The sequence below is a fragment of the Pseudomonas fluorescens genome, assembly GCF_001708445.1.
Taxonomy (GTDB): Bacteria; Pseudomonadota; Gammaproteobacteria; order Pseudomonadales; family Pseudomonadaceae; genus Aquipseudomonas; species Aquipseudomonas gorinensis.
In genome coordinates, this window is sequence record NZ_CP015637.1 from 3,059,780 (window position 1) to 3,084,452 (window position 24,673).

General features: G+C 59.8%; 24 protein-coding genes and 1 tRNA gene. 16 read left to right on the forward strand and 9 right to left on the reverse strand.

The window, feature by feature from the left end; all coding sequences use genetic code 11:
• Positions 1–48: 48 nt before the first annotated feature.
• The 4 genes from A7317_RS13600 to A7317_RS13615 form a co-directional block, all read right to left on the reverse strand.
• Complete coding sequence (locus tag A7317_RS13600) at positions 49–360, reverse strand: AzlD domain-containing protein (RefSeq protein ID WP_024075659.1); 312 nt, start codon at positions 358–360, stop codon at positions 49–51.
• The gene (locus A7317_RS13605; RefSeq protein ID WP_024075660.1) at positions 357–1,052 is read right to left on the reverse strand and encodes an AzlC family ABC transporter permease; all 696 of its coding nucleotides are present in this window, start codon (positions 1,050–1,052) and stop codon (positions 357–359) included. The genes A7317_RS13600 and A7317_RS13605 overlap by 4 nt, the downstream gene beginning before the upstream one ends.
• 104 nt (positions 1,053–1,156) lie before the next feature.
• Complete coding sequence (locus tag A7317_RS13610) at positions 1,157–3,508, reverse strand: dermonecrotic toxin domain-containing protein (RefSeq protein ID WP_155766400.1); 2,352 nt, start codon at positions 3,506–3,508, stop codon at positions 1,157–1,159.
• A 145-nt stretch (positions 3,509–3,653) separates the two neighbouring features.
• Positions 3,654–3,869: a hypothetical protein gene (locus A7317_RS13615; protein ID WP_024075662.1), complete on the reverse strand. Its 216-nt coding sequence runs from the start codon at positions 3,867–3,869 to the stop codon at positions 3,654–3,656.
• Positions 3,870–4,043: 174 nt separating this feature from the next.
• Between A7317_RS13615 and A7317_RS13620 the strand changes: the two genes are divergently transcribed.
• The 11 genes from A7317_RS13620 to A7317_RS13665 all read left to right on the forward strand — a co-directional run bounded on the left by A7317_RS13620 (position 4,044) and on the right by A7317_RS13665 (position 13,871).
• Entirely contained in the window at positions 4,044–4,400 is a 357-nt protein-coding gene (locus A7317_RS13620; protein ID WP_024075663.1) for a metalloregulator ArsR/SmtB family transcription factor, read from the forward strand.
• 19 nt (positions 4,401–4,419) lie between these two features.
• On the forward strand, positions 4,420–5,703 hold the full coding sequence (locus tag A7317_RS13625) for an arsenic transporter (RefSeq protein ID WP_024075664.1): 1,284 nt from the start codon (positions 4,420–4,422) through the stop codon (positions 5,701–5,703).
• A gap of 12 nt (positions 5,704–5,715) precedes the next feature.
• On the forward strand, positions 5,716–6,186 hold the full coding sequence (locus A7317_RS13630; RefSeq protein WP_024075665.1) for an arsenate reductase ArsC: 471 nt from the start codon (positions 5,716–5,718) through the stop codon (positions 6,184–6,186).
• A 12-nt stretch (positions 6,187–6,198) separates the two neighbouring features.
• Entirely contained in the window at positions 6,199–6,885 is a 687-nt protein-coding gene (arsH, locus tag A7317_RS13635) for an arsenical resistance protein ArsH (protein ID WP_024075666.1), read from the forward strand.
• A 50-nt stretch (positions 6,886–6,935) separates the two neighbouring features.
• Positions 6,936–7,727, forward strand: coding sequence for a helix-turn-helix transcriptional regulator (locus A7317_RS13640; protein WP_069076042.1), 792 nt, complete (start codon positions 6,936–6,938; stop codon positions 7,725–7,727).
• 75 nt (positions 7,728–7,802) lie between these two features.
• A complete protein-coding gene (locus tag A7317_RS13645) occupies positions 7,803–8,414 on the forward strand; it encodes a LysE family transporter (protein ID WP_024075668.1) in 612 nt (203 codons plus the stop codon).
• A gap of 318 nt (positions 8,415–8,732) precedes the next feature.
• Positions 8,733–9,026 (forward strand): hypothetical protein, encoded by a 294-nt coding sequence (locus tag A7317_RS30005; protein ID WP_081329196.1) that lies wholly within the window; start codon positions 8,733–8,735, stop codon positions 9,024–9,026.
• A 235-nt stretch (positions 9,027–9,261) separates the two neighbouring features.
• A complete protein-coding gene (gene mgtA / locus A7317_RS13650) occupies positions 9,262–11,976 on the forward strand; it encodes a magnesium-translocating P-type ATPase (protein WP_069076043.1) in 2,715 nt (904 codons plus the stop codon).
• A 77-nt stretch (positions 11,977–12,053) separates the two neighbouring features.
• Positions 12,054–12,401, forward strand: a complete 348-nt coding sequence (locus A7317_RS13655; protein WP_024075671.1) for a DUF2493 domain-containing protein — start codon at positions 12,054–12,056, stop codon at positions 12,399–12,401.
• Positions 12,402–12,419: 18 nt separating this feature from the next.
• A complete protein-coding gene (locus tag A7317_RS13660) occupies positions 12,420–13,241 on the forward strand; it encodes a hypothetical protein (RefSeq protein ID WP_069076044.1) in 822 nt (273 codons plus the stop codon).
• A 102-nt stretch (positions 13,242–13,343) separates the two neighbouring features.
• Positions 13,344–13,871: a DinB family protein gene (locus A7317_RS13665; RefSeq protein ID WP_069076045.1), complete on the forward strand. Its 528-nt coding sequence runs from the start codon at positions 13,344–13,346 to the stop codon at positions 13,869–13,871.
• Between the two features lie 2 nt (positions 13,872–13,873).
• On the opposite strand, the gene A7317_RS13670 is transcribed toward A7317_RS13665, so the two are convergent.
• The 3 genes from A7317_RS13670 to A7317_RS13680 all read right to left on the reverse strand — a co-directional run bounded on the left by A7317_RS13670 (position 13,874) and on the right by A7317_RS13680 (position 15,453).
• A complete protein-coding gene (locus A7317_RS13670) occupies positions 13,874–14,332 on the reverse strand; it encodes a GFA family protein (protein ID WP_024075674.1) in 459 nt (152 codons plus the stop codon).
• Positions 14,333–14,623: 291 nt separating this feature from the next.
• Positions 14,624–14,815 carry a hypothetical protein gene (locus tag A7317_RS13675; RefSeq protein ID WP_041160947.1) on the reverse strand — a complete coding sequence of 64 codons (192 nt, stop codon included), beginning with the start codon at positions 14,813–14,815 and terminating at the stop codon, positions 14,624–14,626.
• 161 nt (positions 14,816–14,976) lie between these two features.
• On the reverse strand, positions 14,977–15,453 hold the full coding sequence (locus A7317_RS13680; RefSeq protein WP_069076046.1) for a hypothetical protein: 477 nt from the start codon (positions 15,451–15,453) through the stop codon (positions 14,977–14,979).
• Positions 15,454–15,677: 224 nt separating this feature from the next.
• Here A7317_RS13680 and A7317_RS13685 point away from each other — a divergent pair.
• From A7317_RS13685 to A7317_RS13705, 5 genes are all read left to right on the forward strand, one after another.
• Positions 15,678–15,764: transfer RNA gene (locus A7317_RS13685), tRNA-Leu, on the forward strand.
• 428 nt (positions 15,765–16,192) lie between these two features.
• Positions 16,193–16,714, forward strand: coding sequence for a winged helix-turn-helix transcriptional regulator (locus tag A7317_RS13690; RefSeq protein ID WP_024075685.1), 522 nt, complete (start codon positions 16,193–16,195; stop codon positions 16,712–16,714).
• Positions 16,715–16,736: 22 nt separating this feature from the next.
• Positions 16,737–17,846 carry an HlyD family secretion protein gene (locus tag A7317_RS13695; protein WP_024075686.1) on the forward strand — a complete coding sequence of 370 codons (1,110 nt, stop codon included), beginning with the start codon at positions 16,737–16,739 and terminating at the stop codon, positions 17,844–17,846.
• Positions 17,843–19,408: a DHA2 family efflux MFS transporter permease subunit gene (locus tag A7317_RS13700; RefSeq protein WP_069076047.1), complete on the forward strand. Its 1,566-nt coding sequence runs from the start codon at positions 17,843–17,845 to the stop codon at positions 19,406–19,408. Before A7317_RS13695 ends, A7317_RS13700 begins: the two co-directional genes overlap by 4 nt.
• 79 nt (positions 19,409–19,487) lie before the next feature.
• Positions 19,488–19,976: a PaaI family thioesterase gene (locus A7317_RS13705; RefSeq protein ID WP_069076048.1), complete on the forward strand. Its 489-nt coding sequence runs from the start codon at positions 19,488–19,490 to the stop codon at positions 19,974–19,976.
• A gap of 348 nt (positions 19,977–20,324) precedes the next feature.
• On the opposite strand, the gene A7317_RS13710 is transcribed toward A7317_RS13705, so the two are convergent.
• A complete protein-coding gene (locus A7317_RS13710) occupies positions 20,325–23,411 on the reverse strand; it encodes an efflux RND transporter permease subunit (protein ID WP_069076049.1) in 3,087 nt (1,028 codons plus the stop codon).
• Positions 23,408–24,529 (reverse strand): efflux RND transporter periplasmic adaptor subunit, encoded by a 1,122-nt coding sequence (locus A7317_RS13715; protein WP_024075690.1) that lies wholly within the window; start codon positions 24,527–24,529, stop codon positions 23,408–23,410. The genes A7317_RS13710 and A7317_RS13715 overlap by 4 nt, the downstream gene beginning before the upstream one ends.
• Between the last annotated feature and the right edge of the window lie 144 nt (positions 24,530–24,673).

The following is a 24,673-nucleotide window of genomic DNA, read 5'->3' on the forward strand; positions in this document are numbered from 1 at the left end:
AAGTCTCCCTTCTGCCCGCCCTCCCGCGGGTTTTTTTTTGCCTGCGTATCAGAGCCACCAGCGAAACAGATAGAACAACGCCATGCTCAGCAGCACCGTGAGCAGCACGTTACGCGTCCAGAACATCAGTGCGACCGCGCAGACTCCGGCCAACAGGTAAGGATTGGCCGGGCTCAGGTTGAGTTGGTGGTCGGCGAGGAAAATAATCGGCCCGCAGATCGCCGTGAGCATGCCCGGCACGGCAAAACCGAGAAACTCCCGTGCGCCACGGTTGAGCCGTACTGGCAGCCGCGGCTCGAGAAACAGGTAGCGGTTGAGAAACACCACCAGCCCCATCGCCACAATCATGAGGTAGATCATCGCTGCCCTACCCCCAATCGCTTGCAGGCAAACCCTGCACTCATACCCAACACACCGGAAACCACCACCGCCGACTCCCAGTGCAAGTAACTCAGCCACACCGAGCACAGCAGCGCAACCGCGACACACACCACCGTCGGCACGTCACGAACCACCGGTGTAATCAAGGCGATGAAGGTGGCGGCGATAGAAAATTCGAGCCCGAGCTGATCAAGCCCGGGAATGCTCTTGCCGAGCACGATGCCGACCAGGGTGAACAGGTTCCAGACGATATAGAACGTCAGGCCCACCCCCAGGGCGTACCAGCGGTTGAACGTCTCACGGTCATAGTGGTTGACCAGCGCGAAGAACTCATCGGTCAGCAAAAAACCCAGGCTCATGCGCCAGCGCGTGTTCAGCGCGGATAACGTCGGGCGCATGTGCATGCCGTAGAGCAAATGCTGGGAGGTCAGCAACAGCGTCGTCAGCACGATCGACACCAGGCTGGCGCCGCTCTTGACCATACCGATGGCCACCAACTGCGCGGCCCCCGCAAAGACAATGGCGGATAAACCCTGGGCTTGCAGCGGCGTAAATTGCGCATCAATGGCCATGGAACCGGCGAGCAGTCCCCACGGCGCACAGGCCAGGGATAATGGAATGACGGCGATCGCGCCACGGGCGAACGCGTAATGAGGCAAGGCAGTAGGCATGAAGGCAGCTCATCGACAGACAGTCGACAAGCATGCCAGCGTACTAATCGGGTTGTCTTGAACGATATTGCACGGGCCCCGCCGTCCTTGCCTCTACGGCGGCCCTAGAGTGCCGGCATCGACGCTGCGGCCACAGCCTGTTTAGGGTTTTCCGACCGTGGAGGAAAATGCACAGGTTCATAACTGAAATTTTTGTATTTTTCGTAATCCTTACTGTCAACGTCGGAAGCATAGGGATTTTTTTTGATCACTCGATGCCGGCGCTCGGCAGGCAGTACATCATCGAACTGCACTAATTTTTTGCTTCGATCCGACGATGCAAAAACAGCCTCGATATCGTCCAGCGTGAACTCAGCATTGACTCTGTTTGCATAAGCCTTAACCGGAACCCCGATGTTCGCCTGAAACTGCGCAGCAAAAGAACGCTCTCCGCCGGCCCCCGAATGGCACATCAACAAACGTATATTTGCATATTTATCGGTGGGCACGTTGTTATCCCACAGCATCTCCGTCAACTCGTCGGCGTCATAACTCACGTCATTGAGCACCATATTCGCCACCGGCTCTGCGCCGTCGTCTGCGAGCATGCCATGGGCCACGATATTCAGTCGCTCCGCTCCGTTATAAGTGTCCACAAAGGTAAAAATCAGGTCGTTTAATTTATTCAGGTCCCTGGGCTGCTCATTCAGCTTGATACGTTTGGCGTCCTCCGAAGGGTGCGATTCATCAAGGCGTACCCGTTTATTATCGCTGGTGGATGGCGCATCCCCGGACAACTCGACAACATCGGTGGTCTGCGCGACTTCATCGCTGTCAAATACCGCCTCGAACGCCAAGAGTTTCTTGTTCTCGCCAGCCGCTTTTTCAATCGCATCCGGTAACTTTCCAAGGCCGCTGACGGAAAGGCCAGGCAAGCGCGCAGAAGCATGAAAAACGCTCGGCACGGCATTGAGCAGACCGAACACTGTGCGATCCGTGGCCGTTGATTTGCCATGCACCGCATCATCAATACCTACGCCGATTTCAGTGGCTCCAGCGGCGACGTAAACGGCCTCAGCGGCAATCGCTACTTCTGGAACGACCATTGCCAGTGGCGTCAGCATGAGCGCGGCCGTGGTCGCGGCCTCGGCAAGCGTGGTCAGCCGGCGCTTGAGCACATCGGCGTTGGTGACAATCTCATGGTCGGCGTCTGCATAGGAGCGTGCCTTTTGTCGCAGCGTCATGGCGCGGAACGGATCATCGCTCACAGGTTCTGTGGTGATATAGGCCTGCGGGTCCCATCCATTGGGTGCTTCAAACCCCCACTTATTGGGCGTTTTTGCCTCGGACCAGCCGCCCAGCCCCTTAAGCGCTTGTTTGACACCGTCCGAAAACACCTTGTCGTCTTGATCGTTTTCTTTGAAATGCGTACTCAACTGCACTCGTTTGTTCGGATCGGCCGCCTGATCCGCCAACCAGCCTTTCATCTGCGCAACGCTGTCAAATCGATGAATCGGTGAGGAGTTTCCGGGGATATACAGCAGCGTGTGATTGATTTTCTGGCCTTTGCCATTCATGCGCGGGCGCTTGTCAGTGACGTAGACGAGATCGGTGGAAGGACTGCCGTCAATGGACAACAGGCCGGTTTCAAGCGTGGCGGCCTGGCGAAACGGCGCCTTCAGGTCAGCCGCCGTCATATCGCTCAGACGGCTGCCGACACCAAACCCTGCGGCGCGCATGGCGAGGCTTGCTTCATAGTTACTGAGGCTGCCTTCTTTATGCTGGATCTGTGCCGCCGCGGCAAAAGCAAACTTGCTGCATTGCGTATATTTATCTTCATGGGCAGGCCAAAACTTATCCAGGTGGGCCTTGTAGGGCTCACTGAGTTCGGTCTGCCGCAACAAGTCCCGGAATGCCTGCGGCGTATGGTGCAGCGTTTCATTCGCATGATAAGTGTGCTGAGCGTTGGGATCGAACAGCGGAATAATATATTCGTGAGCGCCCGCGTAATCCGCAACATGCTGGCGCTGCTGGATGGCCATCGCCAACGGCGAATTCTCTTCTACCAGGTCGATAACTTTACGCCACCATGGCTTTTGCACCTTGGCCGTTTCATCGTCCGGATTTTTGTCGCGCATGTTTGTAAGGGCAGCCTCTGTCAGCGTGATGCTGTTCAGTAACTTACCCCCCGCCGGCTTGGGCTGACCGAGGTGATAATTGAACGTTGCGATACGCGCGACATCGGGGTCTATCTCTATTTTCCACTGACTCTTGAGTGCGGCCGCGATAAGAGCCGAAGTGTTTTGTGCGGGGGTAAGAAAACTCGACGTTATCGCCTTCACATAATCCCTGAGTTCAGGCGTAACAAGAGGAGATTGCAAGCGGACGGTTTTTTTAACACCTTCAGTACGGGGTATCGAACCTGATGCAGGCCCTGGCAGTTGTTGCGCAGGGCTGTTGACTTCGTTGCGACGCACCGTTGCGTCAAAATACGAGCCTATGACTCTCGGCGGTATCATATTAGGGCCTCAGGTTGTCAGGTCTATGATTGCTTCCTGACCCTGAGTAGAGATTCCCCCTTCAGGCGTTCCTTTGAGTTGTTTTCCTCATGTGATCGTCGGCTCAAGCCAGTCTGACCGATACCTGCTCCACCGAATCCCGCGCTTCACGCAGTTCGTGGGCGTCCTGGTTGAGCCGATGGATCGTATTGAGCAGGCGCTGGCGCAGCACTTCATCGCTGAGTTTTTCGACCGCGCGCATCAGGTCGAATGCCGCGGTTTCGTTATTTTCCGCGACGGAATCCAGGGTCTTGCGCAGGTTGCGAGTGGCACGGGTCACGCGAGGTATTCCTTCATCAGCAATAGCAGGCACTTTAGGACATTCATGTTTCATTTTAATTTCAAACACTTGTGGCGCATTTGCGCTGACTTGATCCATATCAATCGAAACAGGATTTGACTGAAACATATGGAAATACGTATATTCGTATATCCATATATATGTGCATCAGTCATGTCGGATCTTTTCTCCCCTCCAGCCCTGTTCAAATGCCTCGCCGACCCAACCCGGGTGCGCTTGACGCTGTTGATCCTGCGCGAAGGCGAACTTTGTGTGTGCGAATTGATCCATGCCTTGGACGACAGCCAGCCAAAGATCTCCCGCCACCTGGCACAACTGCGCAGTGGCGGGCTGCTGCTGGATCGTCGCCAAGGGCAATGGATTTATTACCGCATCAATCCGGCACTGCCCGACTGGGTGCGTCACGTGCTGGACACCACCTTGCAAGCCAATCAGCCATGGTTGCAAAACGACGCGCTGCGTCTTGATGCAATGGGCGACAGACCACAACGGGCCGGCACCTGCTGCTGAGCCATCGGAGCTTTTATTCATGCTTGTCGCTAGTGCGATTTTCCTGTTCACCATCATTCTGGTCATCTGGCAGCCCAAGGGCCTGGGCGTCGGCTGGAGCGCCAGCCTGGGCGCGATCCTGGCCCTGGCGTGTGGCGTTATCAGCCTGACGGACATCCCGGTGGTGTGGCACATCATCTGGAATGCCACCGGTACCTTTGTCGCCTTGATCATCATCAGCCTGTTGCTGGACGAAGCCGGCTTCTTTGCCTGGGCCGCCCTGCACGTGGCGCGCTGGGGACGCGGCCGGGGCCGTCGGTTGTTCGCCTATATGGTGCTGCTGGGGGCGCTGGTCTCGGCGCTGTTTGCCAATGACGGCGCCGCATTGATCCTCACCCCTATCGTGATGTCGATGCTGCTGGCCCTGCGTTTTTCCCCTGCCGCGACCCTGGCATTTGTCATGGGTGCTGGGTTTATCGCCGATACCGCCAGCCTGCCGCTGGTGGTCTCCAACCTGGTGAACATTGTTTCGGCAGACTATTTCAAGATCGGCTTCAACGAATACGCGGCAGTCATGGTGCCGGTGAACCTGGTCAGCGTCGCCGCGACCCTCGCGGTGCTGCTGTGGTTTTTCCGCCGCGATATTCCCGGTACCTACGACCCGGCCGACCTGGCAGACCCCGCCAGTGCGATCCATGACCGCGCCACCTTTCGCGCCGGTTGGTGGGTGCTGGGCATCCTGCTGGTGGGCTGTTTTGCCCTGGAGCCACTGGGCATTCCCATCAGCGCGATTTCCGCGGTGTGCGCCGTGCTGCTGTTGGTGATCGCAGCCAAAGGCCACAAGATCTCCACACGCAAAGTACTCAAGGAAGCCCCCTGGCAGATCGTGGTCTTTTCCCTGGGCATGTACCTGGTGGTCTATGGCCTGCGTAACGCCGGCTTGACCACCTACCTGGCGACCTGGCTCGACAGCTTCGCCACCTATGGCGTATGGGGCGCGGCGATGGGCACCGGGGTGCTCACCGCGCTGCTGTCGTCAGCGATGAACAACCTGCCGACCGTATTGATCGGTGCGCTGTCCATCGAGTCCAGCCATGCCGTGGGCGTGGTCAAGGACGCGATGATCTACGCCAACGTCATCGGCAGCGACCTGGGTCCGAAAATCACCCCTATCGGCAGCCTGGCCACGTTGCTGTGGCTGCATATCCTGGCGCGCAAGGGCATCAACATTACCTGGGGCTACTACTTCAAGGTCGGCATCGTACTGACCTTGCCGGTGCTGCTGATCACCCTCGCCGCCCTCGCCTTGCGCCTCACGTTCTGAAGGAACTCTGTGATGAAAGTCCTGTTCATGTGCACCGCCAATAGCTGCCGCAGCATCCTGTCAGAAGCCATGTTCAACCACCTTGCGCCGCCCGGTTTCGTGGCGATCAGCTCCGGCAGCTTCCCCAAGGGCCAGGTCCTGCCCCGTAGCCTGAGCACGTTGCAGGCGGCGGGCATCAGTACCGAGGGTTTGTACAGCAAGGGCAATGACGCCTTTGAAGGCAGCCCGCCAGACGTGGTGATCACGGTCTGCGACAAGGCCGCCGGCGAAGCCTGCCCGGTGTATTTCGGGCCTGCGCTGAAGGCGCACTGGGGGCTGGAAGACCCCTCGGATGTGCAAGGTGACGAGGCACTTGTCGATGCAGCATTCAAGGCCACGCTGGAGACCATCGAGACCCGCTGTCGTGCCTTTTTCGCCCTGCCGTTCGACCGCCTCAGCGCCGCTGAGCTGAAGGCTGAACTCGAGCGCATTGCGCTGTTATAACCGGAGAGCGTCATGACCACCCTGCCCAACCTGGACACCCGCCTCGCACCGCCCCGGCAGACCGGGCTGGCTCACCCTCCGCGTATCCTGCTGCTCTATGGCTCCAACCGACCCCGCTCGTTCAGCCGGTTGCTGGTTGAGGAGTGCGCGCGCTTGCTGCGCCACTTCGGCGCCGACACGCAAATCTTCAACCCCAGCGGCTTGCCATTGCCTGACGATGCACCCAACGACCACCCCAAGGTTCAAGAGCTGTTGGCGCTGATGCAGTGGTCGGAAGGCCAGGTCTGGTGCTCTCCCGAACGCCACGGTTCGATGTCGGCAGTGTTCAAGGCGCAGATCGACTGGGTGCCGCTGGCCCTCGGTGCCGTTCGCCCGACCCAGGGCAAGACGCTGGCGGTGATGCAAGTCTCCGGGGGCTCTCAATCCTTTAACACGGTGAACCAGCTTCGCGTGCTGGGCCGTTGGATGCGCATGTTCACTATCCCCAACCAATCCTCGGTGCCCAAGGCGTTCATGGAGTTCGATGAGCACGACCGCATGAAGCCGTCGGCCCTCTATGACCGCGTCGTGGATGTGATGGAAGAACTGGTCAAGTTCACCGTACTGCTGCGTGAACGCCCGGACCTCGTGGACCGTTACTCGGAGCGCAAGGAAAGCGCCGATGAGCTGTCACAACGTGTCAATCAACGGTCGATCTGAGCCCCTGTGCCAGCGTATGCTCGTGCCCAATCTCTTACCGAGTCGAGTCGATGAGCGTCATGCAACACGCCTGGTTGGGCAACTACGAAGTCAGTTCCACGTCCTGCACCGGCCTGACGTTTGCCCGCCACAGCCATGATGAATGCGTGATCGGCGTGAACCTGGTGGGCGAAGAAAAAGTCTGGCTGGACCGCCGTGAGTTCGAGGCCGGCCCGGGCAGCATTACCTTGTACAACCCAGGGCAGATTCAAGGCGGCGGTGCGGCGGACGGGGCTCCCTGGCAGTTCGTCAGCCTGTACGCCACGGCCGATCAACTGGCGGCTGACCTGGGGCTGGCGCACATGGAGTTCGATCGTTCGCTGTGCTTTCAGCCCGACCTTGCGCAACGATTGGCCGGCGCGGTGAAAGCGGCTTTAGGCGATGACACCCTGGTCCGTGAACTGCAAGAAGAAGCGCTGGTGCTGATGCTGGGGGAAGTGGTCAACGCCAGTGGCGTGCGCCTGCCCGGCAGCACGACACTCGGCCACAACCTGATCGGTCGCGCCCAGGAAGTGCTCGCCGCACAACTGCATCGCTCAGTGTCCCTGGACCTTCTCGGGGATGAGCTGGGCCTGTCCAAATTCCACCTGCTGCGCGCCTTCCAGAAAGAAACCGGGCTCAGCCCCCGGCAATGGGCCATGCAACTGCGCACTCGGCGGGCCAAAGGTCTATTGCGCAACGGCGTGGCGGCCTGCGAGGTCGCCCATCACGTCGGGTTCGCCGACCAAAGCCACCTCAACCGGCATTTCCGCGCGGCCTACGGCATGACGCCGGGGCACTACCAACGCCTCCTGAATCGCTGAACAGCGCAATCTGGTTCAAGACGCCCCCCCGCACACCCCCTCACACTGCCCACCCACATTTGAAGGAACGCGGGCATGCTGACGATCTTTTTCTACGCACTGGTATTCGGTTTTGTGTTTTGCCTTTCTCCCGGCGCGGTATTGGCAGAGACCTTGCGCCGCGGGTTGCTCCACGGCTTCATGCCGGCGCTGCTGGTACAGATAGGTTCACTGGTGGGCGATGCCGTGTGGGCGGTGATCGGCCTGACGGGTATTGCCCTGTTGATCCAGCATGATGCGGTGCGCGTACCGCTGACGATTATCTGCGCGCTGTACCTGGCCTGGCTCGGCATACGCAGCCTGATCGATGCCTGGCACCTGCCCGAAGCAGACAGCGCACCAGCCCGCTCCGGGCCCAATGCGTTGGCCGTGGGCGCGGCGATTTCCCTGGCCAACCCGAAGAACATTGTTTACTGGGGGGCGCTGGGCAGCGCCTTGTCGGGCATCGTCGGGGCCACGCCCAGCCATGGGCAAACGCTGATGTTTTTTGCAGGGTTCATGCTGGCTTCGGTGCTGTCGTGTTTTCTGATTGCGGCGCTGGTGAATCTGTTGCGCCAGAACGCCTCACCGACCTGGCAACGTATCAGTTACGGCGCCTGCGGTTTGGTATTGATCTACCTGGCGGCTTTGGCCGCACGCGGTATATGAAGTTATATATCCAGCAACTTCCGAGCGCGGCTTGCCTGAATGAACTCTGAACGCCGGATACTTTAATTAATTATGCGTTGACATTTTGTAACTGCCTAAGTAGATTGCCCCTGCCCGCAACTGGGGCCTTTTTTAAACCTCACAAAAGAAGCCAATGGACACAGTATCTAGTCGCTGTCCGAGCACCGCGAACGCGGGCATCGGGCGCCCAACCCAGAATATGACAGGACTCGCCTCCCCGGTCCGGTAAGCTGCGCTAGAGCTTGATGCTCCACCGTAACTGCCTCACCGGTCGCCCGTCCGGTCCCGAGGTGTGTTATGACCTTCCAACTCATTGCTCTACCCGATGCACGCATGCTGGCCGCGGCCTTGCGCGCCAAGCTATGCCGTGGGCCCGCGGGCGTTTGCCCTGCCCGCCCTGCCTGTACCACCGCCGCCCCCCCGGTGCGCCCGGCTCACCCGCTGGCGCGCTGGCGTATCTGCCCAGCCAGCGGCCAACGCGTGCTGCACTGGGATCACGCCGACCCGCTGGACCCTCAGAGACCTCTCGTTTCCAGCCTGGCTCAAGCCAGCCTGATGCTCGATCTTTACCTGAGCACTCGCGCTGCCTGAACCGTTTGGAAACAGCAACTTCCTGATTAATAACCTGGTGTTCTTTATGAACAAGCCCAGTCGTAACCCGCTGCGCGTTAGTTAACTAACGCGCTATTGGCGGGCGCAGTAAAAGTTATATCGAGACCTTATTTAAACCGATCGCGAAGTTAGCGACTCGGCATGCTTTCGCTCGCCTGTCATCAGGCCAGTAACGGGTATGTTTTGTCGAGAATTGGCGACAGGAGCACACACCATGAGCGCCGTAAAAAACGCCCCATTGAAGCAAAAAGCGCGCAGCGACGCCGACACCAAACTGTCGATGCGTGCCGCCCGCGAAGCCCACAACGGCCTGTCGGCCACCCTGGCCAACGTACGCGCCACCCAGGATGGCCTGACCGAACTCGACGCCGCCGCGCGTCTGCAACGCGAAGGCTATAACGAAGTCGCCCACGACAAGCCGCCTCACGCCATCGTCCAGTTCCTGCAGGCATTGAACAACCCGTTTATCTACGTACTGCTGACCTTGGGCGCCATCAGCTTCTTCACCGACTGCTGGTTGCCGATGCAGGCAGGAGAAGAGGTCGACCCGACCAAAGTCATCATTATCATGACCATGGTCCTGCTCAGCAGCTTGCTGCGTTTCTGGCAGGAACACCGTTCGGCCAAATCCGCCGAGGCCCTCAAAGCCATGGTGCGCACCACCGCGACGGTGCTGCGCCGCGAACAAGTGGGCAGCCAGCCAACCCTGCGCGAAGTGCCGATGCGCGACCTGGTGGCCGGCGACATTGTGCAACTGTCGGCGGGCGACATGATTCCGGCCGACATCCGCCTGATCGAATCCCGCGACCTGTTTATCAGCCAGGCCGTGCTGACCGGTGAAGCCTTGCCGGTGGAGAAGTACGACACGCTGGGGGATGTGACGCAAAAGTCCGCCCACTCCCCGGCCGCTGACCAGGGCAATTTGCTCGACCTGCCGAACATCTGCTTCATGGGCACCAACGTGGTCAGCGGCCGGGCCAAAGCCGTCGTCGTGGCCACCGGCGCGCGCACCTACTTTGGCTCCCTGGCCAAGGCCATTGTCGGCTCGCGGGTGCAAACCGCCTTTGATCGCGGGGTGAACAGCGTCAGCTGGCTGCTGATTCGCTTTATGTTGGTGATGGTGCCGATCGTGTTCTTCCTCAACGGTTTCTCCAAGGGTGACTGGGGCGATGCCTTCCTGTTTGCCCTGGCGGTCGCGGTGGGCCTCACCCCCGAAATGCTGCCGATGATCGTCAGCGCCAACCTGGCCAAGGGCGCCACGGCGATGGCCAAGCGCAAAGTGGTGGTCAAGCGCCTCAACGCAATCCAGAACTTCGGCTCGATGGATGTGCTGTGCACCGACAAGACCGGCACCCTGACCCAGGACAAGATCATCCTCGAGCACCACGTCAACGCTTTCGGCCAGCGGGATGACGCGGTGTTGTCCCTGGCCTGGCTCAACAGCCATCACCAGAGCGGCATGAAGAACCTGATGGACCAGGCCGTGGTGCAGTTCTCGGAACAGAACCCGAAGTTCCAGCAGCCATTTGCCTACAGCAAGGTCGATGAATTACCGTTCGATTTTGTCCGCCGTCGCCTGTCGATCGTGGTCAAGGACACCGCCGCCGACCACTTGCTGGTGTGCAAAGGTGCCGTGGAAGAAATGCTCGGCATTTCCACCCATGTGATGGAAGGCGGGGCCGCCGTGCCATTGGATGAGCGTCGCCGTACTGAACTGCTGGCGCTTGCCAACGACTATAACGAGGACGGTTTCCGCGTCCTGGTGGTGGCGACGCGTAATATTCCCAAGGCCTTGGCCCGCCAGCAGTACACCACGGCCGATGAGCGCAATCTGGTGATCCAGGGGTTCCTGACCTTCCTCGATCCACCCAAGGAAACCGCAGGCCCGGCGATTGCCGCACTGCAACAAATTGGCGTGGCGGTGAAAGTGCTGACCGGCGACAACGCGGTGGTCACCAGCAAGATCTGCCGCCAGGTCGGCCTCGAGCCTGGCGAGCCGCTGCTGGGCATGGACATCGAAGCGATGGACGACGCCACCCTGCAACGCCGCGTGGAAGAACGCACGGTGTTCGCCAAGCTGACACCGCTGCAGAAATCACGGGTGCTCAAGGCGCTGCAAGCCAACGGCCACACCGTGGGTTTCCTGGGGGACGGCATCAATGATGCGCCGGCCCTGCGCGATGCCGACGTGGGCATCTCGGTGGACAGCGGCACGGACATTGCCAAGGAATCGGCCGACATCATCCTCCTGGAAAAAAGCCTGATGGTGCTGGAAGAAGGCGTGCTCAAGGGCCGCGAAACCTTCGGCAATATCATGAAGTACCTGAACATGACCGCCAGTTCCAACTTCGGCAACGTGTTCTCGGTGCTGGTGGCCAGTGCGTTCATCCCGTTCCTGCCGATGCTGTCGATCCACCTGCTGCTGCAAAACCTGATGTACGACATCTCCCAGTTGGCCCTGCCGTGGGACAAGATGGACAAGGAATACCTGGCCAAGCCCCGCAAGTGGGACGCGAAGAACATTGGCCGCTTCATGATCTGGATCGGACCGACCTCGTCGATCTTCGACATCACCACCTTCGCGCTGATGTGGTACGTGTTCGCCGCCAACAGTGTGGAAATGCAGACCTTGTTCCAGTCCGGCTGGTTTATCGAGGGCCTGCTCTCACAAACCCTGGTGGTGCATATGTTGCGCACCCGCAAGATCCCGTTCTTCCAGAGCACCGCCGCCTGGCCGGTACTGCTGATGACAGGCGTGGTCATCGCCCTGGGCATCTACGTGCCGTTCTCGCCGCTGGGCACACTGGTGGGCCTGCAACCGCTGCCGCTGGCGTACTTCCCCTGGCTGGTGGGCACCCTGTTCGCCTACTGCTGCGTGGCTCAACTGATGAAGACGATCTACATCCGCCGCTTCAAGCAGTGGTACTGATCCCCCGCCGTTTAACCGGTGGCGGTCGCCCGACCGCTACCGTGCAATACAAGCGCTACTACAAGGAAAAAGGGCCTATGCGCGTCTTGATCTGTGCAGGTCGTCATTACGCCGACACCAAGCTGTCCCGCCAAGTACTGGATGCCTACCACCGCCTGCGCCCGGTGCAGGTGTTGATCCACGGCGGCAACCAGTTCCTGGGCAGCGATATCGAGGAATGGGCGCGGGAACTCGGCATCGACGTGGTGCGCTACCCGCCCAACTGGCAACACCACGGCAAACAGGCGGAACGCCAGCGCAACCATTTCATGCTCACCGACAGCCGCCCCGACGTGGTCATCGCCCTGCCGGGTGGTGATGACACCTCGGAGCTGGTCTGCCAGGCCAAAGCCAGCGGCATTTCGGTGCTGACCGTAGAAAGCTGAATTCAAGCGAGGTGCCTCATGCACAAAAAACACACCCCTCGGCGCCCGGACGGGTTTGCCAAATACCGCGCGCGCAACCATCGCGGCCCTCGGGCCACGCTGTTGCTGCTGCCCCCGGCAAAACGCCGCGCGTTGCAACGCAACCTGATCTTTATCGGCATAACCCTGGCGATCCTGTTGCTCATCGCCGTGCTCTCCAAAGCCCAGGCGGCAGGCGGGTCTTATACGGTCGACGATGGCGCGATCAATGCACCGGGCGAATGCAACGTCGACGCCTGGTACACCGCCAACCGCCACGATGGCGGCACCCACAACGCGACCCTGTCACCCGCCTGCACGTTCAGCGCACTGCCTTCGGTGCAATGGGGCGCGGCACTGTCCCGGGCCACCACTGGTGGCCCGGGTGAAACCCAGGTCAACCCGCAACTCAAGGCGCAGCTGTTGTCGAGCGAAACGTTGGGCCTGGAAATGGCGATTGCCGCCGGGGCGCACTTTGCCCTGGATCGGCGACACGGGTTTGACGGCGCGGACTTCAACGTGCCGCTGACCTGGCAATCTTCGCTGCCCCTGCGCCTGAACCTGAATGCTGGCTGGAGCCATGCCTACAACGACGGCGATCAAACCCACCGCCTGACCTGGGGCGCAGGCTTCGAATACCCGCTGGCGCAGTCCCTGACGCTGATCGCCGAACGCTACGGCCAGGCAGGCGGTGACCAGGCCTGGCAGGCGGGGCCGCGGTTGCATGTCGGGCCGTGGGTCGATGTCGACCTGGTGCTCGGGCGCAGCCTGATCGGTGAGCGTGACCAATGGCTGACCACTGGCGCCACAGTGCGCTTCTAGTCGCTGGCAGCGGCGCTGCTGTCCACCCGCCTGCCGGAACACCATGACCGTCGGGCGGGCACGCCTTATGATGGCGCCACCGCGCCGAGGAGGAATCACCCCGTGGACCGTATCGAACAGATTGCCCTGATGGCGACCTACAACCAGTGGATGAACCGCAAGGTGTATGACACCGCCCACCAGCTCAGCCATGCCGCGCTGATGGAAGATCGTCGGGCATTTTTTGGTTCGATCCTGGGCACGCTGAACCACCTGATGTTGGGCGACACCGTGTGGCTCAAGCGCTTCGCCCAGCACCCGGCAGGCTATGGGGCGCTGGCACCGTTAACCGCCATCGCCACGCCCACCGACCTCAAGCAACTGGCCTTCGCCAACCTGGGTGAACTCTGGACGCACCGCGCCTGGCTGGATCAACTGATCATCGATTGGGCCGGCACCCTGAAAGAAAGCGAGCTTGACCAGCGCCTGCGCTACCACAACATGCGTGGCACCGCCGCCGACAAGCCGTTTTTTGGCCTGCTGGTGCACTTTTTCAATCACCAGACCCATCACCGGGGCCAGGTGACGACACTGCTGACCCAGGCGGGGCACGATGTGGGCGATACAGACCTGCTGGCGCTGATCGACTGAACTCAGCGGGCGCTGAACTCGGCATAGGCTTGCAACAGTCGGGGGAAGTCTTGCGGGGCCGGCAGTTGCGCGAAACTCTCACGCGCCGGGGTAGACGCCCACGGCAGCTTTTCGCTGGCCCAGGTCTCCATGAAGGGTACGTATTCCCGGGCGTTATCCAGCAAGCTGGCGCGCACATTGACGAACTCATCGATGCCGTGGGGCCGGGTAAACAGCCAGCTCATGCAATGGGGGCAAAAGTAATGGCGGTCCACGCCATGCAAGCCGCCGATCACCGGGCAACCCTGGGTCACGGTGAATGCGCTGGCGGGAATCAATGCACTGAGGGAGAACGCGCTGGCGGTCATTTTCTGGCACCCGGTGCAATGGCACGCCATGGTGATCACCGGTGGCTGGCTCACGCTGAAGCGCACCTGGTTACACCGGCAACTGCCTTCCTGGGGCAGGTTGTTGATGCTCATCACTCATTCCTTTTTATGATTGGGACCGCGCCAGGGTAGCGTCCCACCATAGGGTTGAACAGGTGTGCGGCGTAAAACGAACGCTGTTGCGCGCGCTCGCGTGTCCCTCATGGCTCAACGCTGAACGCCCGGCCGATCGGGCTGTTGTGGCGAGCGGGCTTGCCCCGCGTTGGGCTGCGAAGCGGCCCCAATAAGGCCACCGCGTTTATCCAGGTATATTAAATCGCCAGGTTTTGGGGCCGCTACGCAGCCCAACGCGGGGCAAGCCCGCTCGCCACAACAAGCCTGCCCTCAATGATCGTTGGACACCCGCCTGGTGCGTGCCTTGTACACCGGCAGCGCGGCCGCATACGCCAGTGCCTGTTCGCGGGAATTGAAGGACGCCAACCGGTCCTTATGGGTACAGACCCGCCACGGCCCGAAGTTCACCTGCACGATATCGTAGCCATTCAGATGCAGCTTATTCAGCATTGGAGCGCTCATAGTCACCTCGCTTTCCTGAGATTTCCACGCAGTACGCGCCCTACCTTACACCCACATCCGCGAGCGTGGCCGACCGCATGTCGCAGGCCAGTGCAGTGGCCGAAGCCTATTAAGCAAGACCCGCAAGCGCGAACATTCTCGCGCCTGCGGTAACGCGTCGGTTACTTCACTTTGCTGCTCAGGCTTTCAACGCTGCGTTTCAAATCGTCCAGGCTACGCTTCAAGGCGTCGATGTCACTTTTCTGCCGGTCAATCGTGCTTTTCTGATCCTGGATCGTGCTCTTGAGGCTCGACAGTTGGCTATCACCGGCGCTGGCGGCGGAACCGCCCTTACGCTTGAGCTCGTCGAGCTCGCGGCCCTGGCCCTCGACTTTGCTGGTCAGGCTTTGCAGTGCGCTGGTGCTACGCTTCTGCTCCGCTTGCAACGCTTCGATATCGCCCACCGAAAGGCTCGACGACTTCAACACATATTGGTTACCCGCCTCCATCGAAGTCGCCGTCAACCGGTCACCGGCCGACGCACTGAAATCCCCCCACTTCACCGCACTCCCCGCCTGCACCGGGCCGACCACACCACCCGCCAATACCGCCACGGCGCCTATTGTCATCATCCAAGAACGCTTACGAACACGGAGCATCAATTGATTCCTTTCCGAACTGCCAGGATGGCATATCGCTATGACTGTCATTTATGAGCCTTGTTCCCGGATCTCGCACGCCTTTTGCGTTGTTCGTGAAGCCTATGTAGATCACTGATCTATCAAGCTTTTTCATCCAGCCCTTTGCACAAGAAAGGTGCCCGGCCACCTTGCGCCCAGGCGCCTGGATCTATATATTCCCAACCCTGTTGCACCGCGCTACCGCCCGAATGGCGAAACTGGTAGACGCATGGGACTTAAAATCCCCCGCTCGTAAGGGCGTCCCGGTTCGATTCCGGGTTCGGGCACCATAGATATCAAGGGCTTGCATGATGAACTTCATGCAGGCCCTTATCTTTTGTGTTCCTCAATTTCAGGATCTGTCCCGCAGTTCCCTTCCCTGGCGTTCTGCCGACTCAAATCAACAGTTTCTGTTCTTCACCCGTACGCTAACGGAATCGCTGCAGGCAAGGCGTTCCTGGAGCGGTCGAATACCCCTCTGTCTCATGGATTGATCTTCCCCTCCCCGTTTTTCCCCATCTCATCAAGGCTGCATCCGCGTAGAAACAACCAGTGAGCCATTCGAGGCCAACGCACCATCCGTATCGAGCGAAGCGAGCGGGTGCACGAGGGGGCGCACTCCGAACACAATAATAAATTCGCGCGAGTCACTTTCATTATGAAATTCACCGTGCAATATTATTATCGTAATACTTAGCAACAAATCCCGGAGATCGTCATGAAGAAAGCCAGCTTCCAGTCCATGCCCTGCCCGGTCGCCCGTGCCCTGGAGCACATCGGCGATGGCTGGAGCCTTTTGATCTTGCGCGATGCGTTCTATGGGCTGCGTCGTTTCGACGAATTTCTCACGAGCCTGGGGATCGCCTCTAACACGCTGACTCGCCGCCTGAACACGCTGGTGGCCAACGGTTTGCTGGAGCGGCGCCCCTACCAGGACAACCCGCCGCGCCACGAATACCACCTCACCGAAGCCGGCCGGGACTTGCGCCAGGTGATTCTCACGCTGATGGCCTGGGGCGCGCGGCATGCCGAGGGGTCATCCAAGGTGTTTCTCGCCGATGAGGACACCGGGCGCCCCGTGAAACTCGCGTTGATGGATGCCAACACCGGCAAGCCCATCACCCGCGAAGACCACCGCGTGCATGTCGCCGCCGACGCCGAACCATTGAGCCTGTGGCGCGCGCGAACCGGTAGGGCCTACACCGCAAAAGATCAACTGGTCAGCCCCTTCCCCCACTAATACGCAATGAGGTCATTTCGTCATGGACGCTCAAGTCAGCGCTTTGCCCGAACCCACGAAAACTTCCCGGCGCAAACACGTACTGCGCGTGGGGCTGCTGACCCTGGCCGTGGTGGGCGGCGTCTGGTACGCCAGCCACTGGTGGCTGGTCAGCCGATTTATCGAGGACACCGACGATGCCTACGTGGGTGCGGACGTAACGGTGATCAGCGCCAAAGTGCCGGGCTATATCAGCGAAGTGGCCGTGCAGGACAACCAGTTCGTGCACGCCGGCGACGTACTGGCCCGCATTGATGTACGCGACTACCGCACCGCCCTGGCCAAGGCCGATGGCGCCGTGGCAGCGCAACAGGCCGCGCTCGCCAACCTCGACGCCACCGAACAATTGCAACTGGCAGTGATCAACCAGGCCAGGGCGCAGATCGACGCTACCGACGCCGAAGCCCAACGGGCCGGCGACGATCAGACGCGCTACCAGCACCTGGTACGCAGCCAGGCCGTGTCGGTGGAAAGTGCGCAACGGGTCAACGCCGTGTGGAAGACCGCCCGCGCCGATCACTCCCGGGCGCAAGCCGGGCTGATGGCGGCACGCCGGCAGATCGACGTGATCGAAACCCAACGCGGTCAGGCCCGCGCCGCACTGCAGCAGGCCCAAGCCGAACGCGACCAGGCACAACTGAACATCAGCTACACCGAACTGCGGGCCCCGGTGGACGGCTACGTGGGCAATCGCCGCGCCCGGGTCGGTGCCTACGCCGCGGCCGGCAGCCAGTTGATCTCGGTGGTGCCGGCAAAAGGGCTGTGGGTGGACGCCAATTTCAAGGAAGACCAACTGGGCCGCCTGCAGATTGGGCAAAGCGTGAGCATCCGCGCCGATATCCTCCCCGGCCGCGAATTCCACGGGCACATCGAGAGCCTCGCCCCCGCCACCGGCGCACAATTCAGTGTGCTGCCGCCGGAAAACGCCACCGGCAACTTCACCAAGATCGTGCAGCGCGTGCCGGTGCGCGTGCGGCTCGACAGCAATGACGCCGACTTTGGCGCCCTGCGCCCAGGCCTGTCGGTGATGGCAAAGGTCAACACCCGTGAGGCGTTCGAAGACCAGGCCAGCGCCCTCAAGGCCCAGCTATGAACAACCCGCTGCCCGCCCTCAGCACTGCGCAAAAGGTCGCAGCCTTCGCCACCATGTGCGTGGGCATGTTCATCGCCTTGATCGATATCCAGATCGTGTCCGCTTCCCTCAAGGACATCGGCGGCGGGCTGTCTGCCGGCGCGGACGATACGGCGTGGGTGCAGACCGCTTATCTGATCGCGGAGATCATCGTGATCCCCATGTCGGGATGGCTCTCGCGGGTAATGAGCACGCGCTGGCTGTTCGCGGCGTCGGCGGCCGGGTTTACCTTGACCAGCCTGTTGTGTGCCATGGCCTGGAACATCCAGAGCATGATCGCGTTTCGTGCCTTGCAGGGGTTCCTGGGAGGCTCGATGATCCCGTTGGTGTTCACCACCGCGTTCATGTACTTCAACGGCAAACAGCGGGTGATCGCCGCGTCCACCATCGGCGCCATCGCGTCCCTTGCGCCCACCCTGGGCCCCGCCGTGGGCGGCTGGATCACTGATATTTCTTCGTGGCACTGGCTGTTCTACATCAACCTGGTGCCTGGCCTGTTCGTGACATTCGCGGTGCCGATGCTGGTGAAAGTCGACCGCCCCAACCCATCGTTGCTCAAGGGCGCCGACTACATCGGCATGGGCCTGATGGCGGTGTTTCTCGGCTGCCTGGAATACACCCTCGAAGAAGGCCCGCGCTGGAACTGGTTCAGTGACAGCACCATCTCCACCACCGCCTGGATCGCCGCTATCAGTGGCGGACTGTTTATCTGGCGCTGCCTGGAAATCAAGGAACCGATTGTCGACCTGCGCGCCCTGCAGGACCGGAACTTCGCCCTGGGCTGCCTGTTTTCATTTATCACCGGCATCGGCATTTTCGCCACCATCTACCTCACGCCGCTGTTCCTCGGCCGGGTGCGCGGGTATGGCTCGCTGGATATCGGCCTGGCGGTTTTTTCCACGGGGGTGTTCCAGTTGCTGGCGATCCCGGTGTACGCGCTGCTGGCCAACCGCTTCGACCTGCGCTGGATCTTGATGTTTGGCTTGTCGCTGTTCGCCCTGTCGATGTGGGACTTCTCCCCCATCACCCACGACTGGGGTGCCAAGGAATTGCTGCTGCCCCAGGCCATACGCGGGTTTGCCCAACAAATGGCAGTGCCACCGGTGGTAACCCTGACCCTCGGCGCACTGGCCCCCGACCGGCTGAAACTCGCCTCCGGCCTGTTCAACCTGATGCGCAACCTCGGCGGCGCCATCGGCATCGCCGCCTGCGCCACGGTGCTCAACGACCGCACCAACCTGCACTTCCTGCGCCTGGCCGAGCACCTGAATATCCAGAACGAATCCATGAATGTCTGGCTTGACCAGCTTTCAGGCAATGCCCAACTGCTCGGGCAAAACAGCCTGGATGCCAACCAGTTTGCACTGCGTCAGCTATGGGCGCTGGCGTGGCGTGAGGCGCAGACGCTGACCTATGCCGATTCGTTCCTGATGATCATGGCGTGCTTCGTCGTCGCCGTGTTACTGGTGCCGTTGATGCGCAAGGTACAACCGCCGAAACAGCCATCCGCGGATGCCCATTGAATTTTACCCACAACAGCCGCCACCCATTTTTACCCTAGCCGACCAGCGATATCGTTCCGGCATAAATGGAGAAATATCAATGAATCTAGTCGATGAAGTTGCACCCGGCCTATCCGGACTTGAGACCCTGCAGGCGCTGATTTCTGCCGGGGGACGGCCACCGATTGGCGAATCTCTGGACTTCACTTTTGTCGAAGCCGGTGACGGCTGGGCGGTCTTCACAGGCACGCCCGGCCTGCATGCCTACAACCCGATCGGCACGATCCACGGAGGGTATGCTGCAACGCTACTCGACTCCGCATGTGGGTGCGCCGTTCACTCCAAGCTTTCAGCAACCCAGGCCTACACAACCCTTGAACTGAAAGTTTCATATTTGCGCCCCATTACCACTGAAACAGGCCCGCTCCGGGCCGAGGGTCGTGTCATCTCGGTGGGTCGGCGCGCAGCGTTTGCCGAGGCGACATTGAAAGGTGCCGACGAGCGCATCTACGCAAGCGCGACCTCCACGTTGTTAGTGATGGAACGCGCACAAAGTACAGAACGTACACCATCATCACGGCGCAATTAATCTAATCGGGAAATCGGGGGTGAAATCCCCCCGGGCCGTAGTGCTGCCCTAAATTTCGCATGACAGCTTCGGGATATGGCTGGCGCCGCGCCGGTTGAACCAGGACAGGTTCCACTGGCCCGGCATTCGCCATGGCTGCGAAGTGGAACTGGATACCGAGCAACACCACAACCCAAGGGAGAAACAACTCCCATGCCAGTGACTACGATACGTTTGCTTTCCAATGACATTGACTCACCTTATGCGAGCTTCGTCATGGCCCCGTTAATCGGGGCCATGATTGGCTGTTGTCTTCGCCAGACTTGAGAGAAGGGCACGCTCACCCTGGCGAATTCATGTCCCCCTCATTCAGGCAGGATGTGCGGGTATCGAGGGTTCCCCTGAAGTGTCTGGCTTGATCTTGAACCAAAGGGCATACATCGCTGGCAGGAACACCAGGGTCAGTACAGTCCCGGCGAACGTACCGCCAATCAGGGTGTAGGCAAGCGTTCCCCAGAACACCGAATGGGTCAGCGGAATGAACGCCAGCATGGCTGCCAGTGCGGTGAGAATCACCGGCCGTGCACGCTGCACAGTGGCTTCTACCACGGCGTCATAGGGAGACAGACCGGCCTGCTTATTGGAGTGAATCTGGCCAATGAGGATCAAGGTGTTGCGCATGAGAATCCCAGACAGGGCAATCAGCCCTACCAACGCGTTGATCCCGAACGGTTGCTGGAACAGCAACAGAATGGGTACCACGCCAATCAGTCCCAGAGGTGCGGTAGCGAACACCATCATCATTGCCGACATCGAACGCACCTGAAGAATGATGGTGAGCAACGTCAGTGCGATCATGATGGGGAACAACGGCAGCAACGCCCTGTTAGCCTTCCCCGACTCCTCGATCGCCCCTGCCAACTCAATGCGATAACCCTTAGGCAACTGTTCAATAAGCGGTTGCAGCTGCTTCATCACGGCGCTGGAAACATCTGGAGGCTGAAGACCTTCAGCCACATCGCCACGTACAGTGATGGTTGGGGTTCGATCACGACGCCGCAGGATGGGATCTTCCATTCGGATCTCCACTGTCCCGACTTGAGACAACGACACCCTTTGGCCCTGCGCTCCGGTCAAGGTGAAGGCGTCGATTTTCGAGGGGTCCAAACGCGTGTCACCCGCTGAGCGTGCAATCACCTGGACCGAGCGAATGTCCTCGCGCACCTGGGTCACTGGTGCTCCGGTCAGCAGAAACTGAAGCTGCTGAGCAACATCTGCGGAGGTCAAACCAAATGCCTGCAGACGATCCTGATTCAGTGCCAGGTGAAGTGCCGGGGCACGCTCGCCCATGTCCGTATTGACGGTTCTCATCATGGGGCTGGCTTTCATCACCTCGCGCACTTGGCCGGCGATATCGCGTAGCACTTTCAGGTCCGGCCCCATGACGCGGAAGGCTACCGGATAAGGCGAATAAGGACCAAACACCAACTGGGTCACACGTACGCGTGCTTGAGGAGCCAGGCCATCAGCAACGGCTTGCCTCAGCCGGATCTTGAGCGCCTCACGCTCTTCCTGATTTGCCGTTAGCACGACAATTTTGGCAAAGGAAGGATCGGGCAACTCTGGCGCCATCGCCAAATAGAACCGTGGGGCGCCCTGCCCAATGTAAGCGGTGACTATCCGTGCTTCAGGCTGTTTCGCAACCCACGCCTCGACTTCGGATGCCGCTGCATCAGTTTGCTCGATGGATGTGCCATAAGGCATCTGCACCTCAACGAGTACCTCGGGGCGGTCTGATGTTGGGAAAAATTGCTTCTTCACCACGCTCATGCCGAGAATAGCGACAATGAACAAACCAACCACTGAGATCGCTACGAGCCCTTTACGGCGAATCACCACACCCAGTACGCGCCTGAAACGCAAGTAATTGGGCGTCCCGTAAATCGCGGCATGGCCGCCTTCAGGCACCTTGATCTGCGGTAGCAGTTTCACCCCCAGGTAAGGTGTGAACACCACTGCCACCACCCAGGAAGTGATCAGCGCAATGCCGACAATCCAAAACATGTTGGCGGTGTACTCACCTGCGGTTGATTTGGCGAAACCGTTAGGCATAAAGCCGATTGCAGTGACCAACGTGCCTGACAACATAGGGGCGGCGGTGTGACTCCAAGCATAGGCGGAGGCTTTGATGCGGTCATACCCCTCCTCCATCTTCACCACCATCATTTCAATGGCAATGATCGCATCGTCCACCAGTAGCCCCAGTGCCAGAATCAGCGACCCTAGCGTTATGCGGTCAAAGTCCTTACCTGTTGCGGCCATGACAATGAAAACTGCCGCCAGGGTCAACGGCACCGCCGCAGCGACGACGATGCCGACACGCCAACCCATGCTGAGAAAACATACCAGCAGAACCACACCCAGCGCCGCGAAAAACTTGATCATGAATTCGGTGACCGATGCATCTATGTTCACCGCCTGATCGGTGACCTTGCTCAATGTCATACCTAGCGGCAGTTGCTCGTTGATCGACGTTGTCTCGGCTTCAAGCGCCTTACCCAAATCGAGACCGTTCCAGCCGTCGCGCATCACAATACCGAGCAGCAAAGCGGGCTCACCATTGTTGCGCACCATGAACGTGGAGGGCTCCTCGTAACCGCGCTTGACCTCGGCCACATCGGACAATTTGAGGGTTCTACCCTGCACGGCCAGCGGCGTGTCGCGAATCTTCTGGAGGTCATCAAACGCACCATCGAGCCGGATGAACACCTGTGGTCCCTTGGCCTCGACTGAACCGGCCGACGTCATCATGTTTTGCGCGTTCAACGCGCTAAATATGTCTCGGGCGGAAATGCCCAATGTCGCCAGACGCTCGTATGACAGCTCGACATAAATGCGCTCGGACTGCTCACCAATGATATTGACCTTTTCCACACCCGCCACGTGCAGCAGGCGCTGACGCAAGGACTCGGCCTCGCGAACCAGCAGTCGTTGTGGCTCGCCCTTCGCCTTGAGCGCATAAAGGGCAAAGGTGACATCGGCATATTCGTCGTTGACGATCGGGCCGATGACTCCAGGCGGCAAACCCGCCTCTTCATCGCGGAGCTTCTTGCGAGCTTGGTAAAACTCCTCGGGAACAGCGGAAGGTGGCGTGCTATCGAGCAAATAGACGGTAGTGAGAGCCACTCCCGGACGTGTGAAGGTCTCGGTCCGGTCATACCAACGCAATTCCTGCATGCGTTTTTCCAGCTTTTCAATCACCTGATCCTGCATCTCCTGAGCCGTCGCACCAGGCCATACCGTTACCACCGTCATCTGTTTGATGGTGAAGGCAGGATCTTCCGCGCGCCCTAGCTTGAAGAACGCATACAGCCCGCCTATGGATATCAGAAGGATCAAGAACAGCGTGATCGAACGCTCACGCACGGCCAATGCGGACAGGTTGAACCCGCTCATCGGCGCACCTCAGCCACCGCTGCCTGAGCGTTGCCTGCCACCTGAGCCCTGACCTGCTCGCCCTCGCTTAAAAGGTGAACGCCCAACGCGACAATACGATCATTGACATTGAGATGACCTGTCACACGTGCAGTTTCAGCATCACTCAAACCGAGAAACGTTACAGGGCGCCAGGTCACCTGCTCAGGCTCCCGACTCACCACCCATACACCCGGACCTTTACCCGCGTCATAGAGAGAGGCGACTGGCACCTGGACTTCACTATTGATGGCGGTTGGCGTGCCGCCGATGGCAACCGAAATGGTCGCCCCCAGTGTGGCATTGGCAAGTGCGCCCTCCAGCACGTAACGCGCCTCAAATGTGCGGGTCAACCTGTCAGCCGAATCGGACAGTTGGCGCAGATGCGCCTTCCCTTCATGCTGGTCCAATCCATAAAGCTGCGCCGTCGCCGAAGAGCCCAGAGCAGGACGTAGCGTTTCAGGTAATTGAATAACGGCCTCACGTTGTCCGGAATGGGCAACACGCACTACCACCTGGCCTGCAACTACTACCTGCCCCGGCTCCGCTAAGGTGTCTACAACAACCCCGTCGGAGTCGGCCAGCAAGGTTGAATAACCGGTGGAGTTTTTCGCCACATCAGCCTGGGCTTTGGCGGCATTCAGTTGAGCCTTGGCCGAGTCGGCGGCTGCTTTGATTCCTGCGTAGGCCGAAGCAGATACAGCACCGACAGACACCAGATCACGGTAGCGCAACTCGTCATCAGAGGCCTGTCGGGATCGAGCCATTGCTGCGAGCACCGCTTCTTGCTGCGCCCGCGCTGTCAGCGTCAGATCGTTCGCATCAATGCGCATAAGCGGCTGTCCACGCTTGACGCTCTGGCCGGTGTCCACGAGGCGTTCCGTCACCTTTCCGGGCACTCGAAAACCAAGGTCACTCTGAACCCGAGCCGCTACGACGCCGGTGTATAGGCGAGCTTCAGGTACAGAAGGCTGAACCAGGCTGACGCGAACCAAAGGAGCCTGGAGACGAGGATCAGGAGGCTGTGCCTCGCTGCATGCAGCCAAGGCAAACGGCAATAGACCGATGAACATAAATGAAGTGGAACGGCGCTGGATCATAGAGACCTCTTGGAAGCGGATGCGCCATGCTCATCCAAGTGACCAAATAAGTCAACGGTCACGAAACGAACAAATGAAAGCCGTCTGCTGATCAAGGTGAGATCAGCAGAGTCGGCCTTAAGTTACGGATACAAGGGAAGTGCG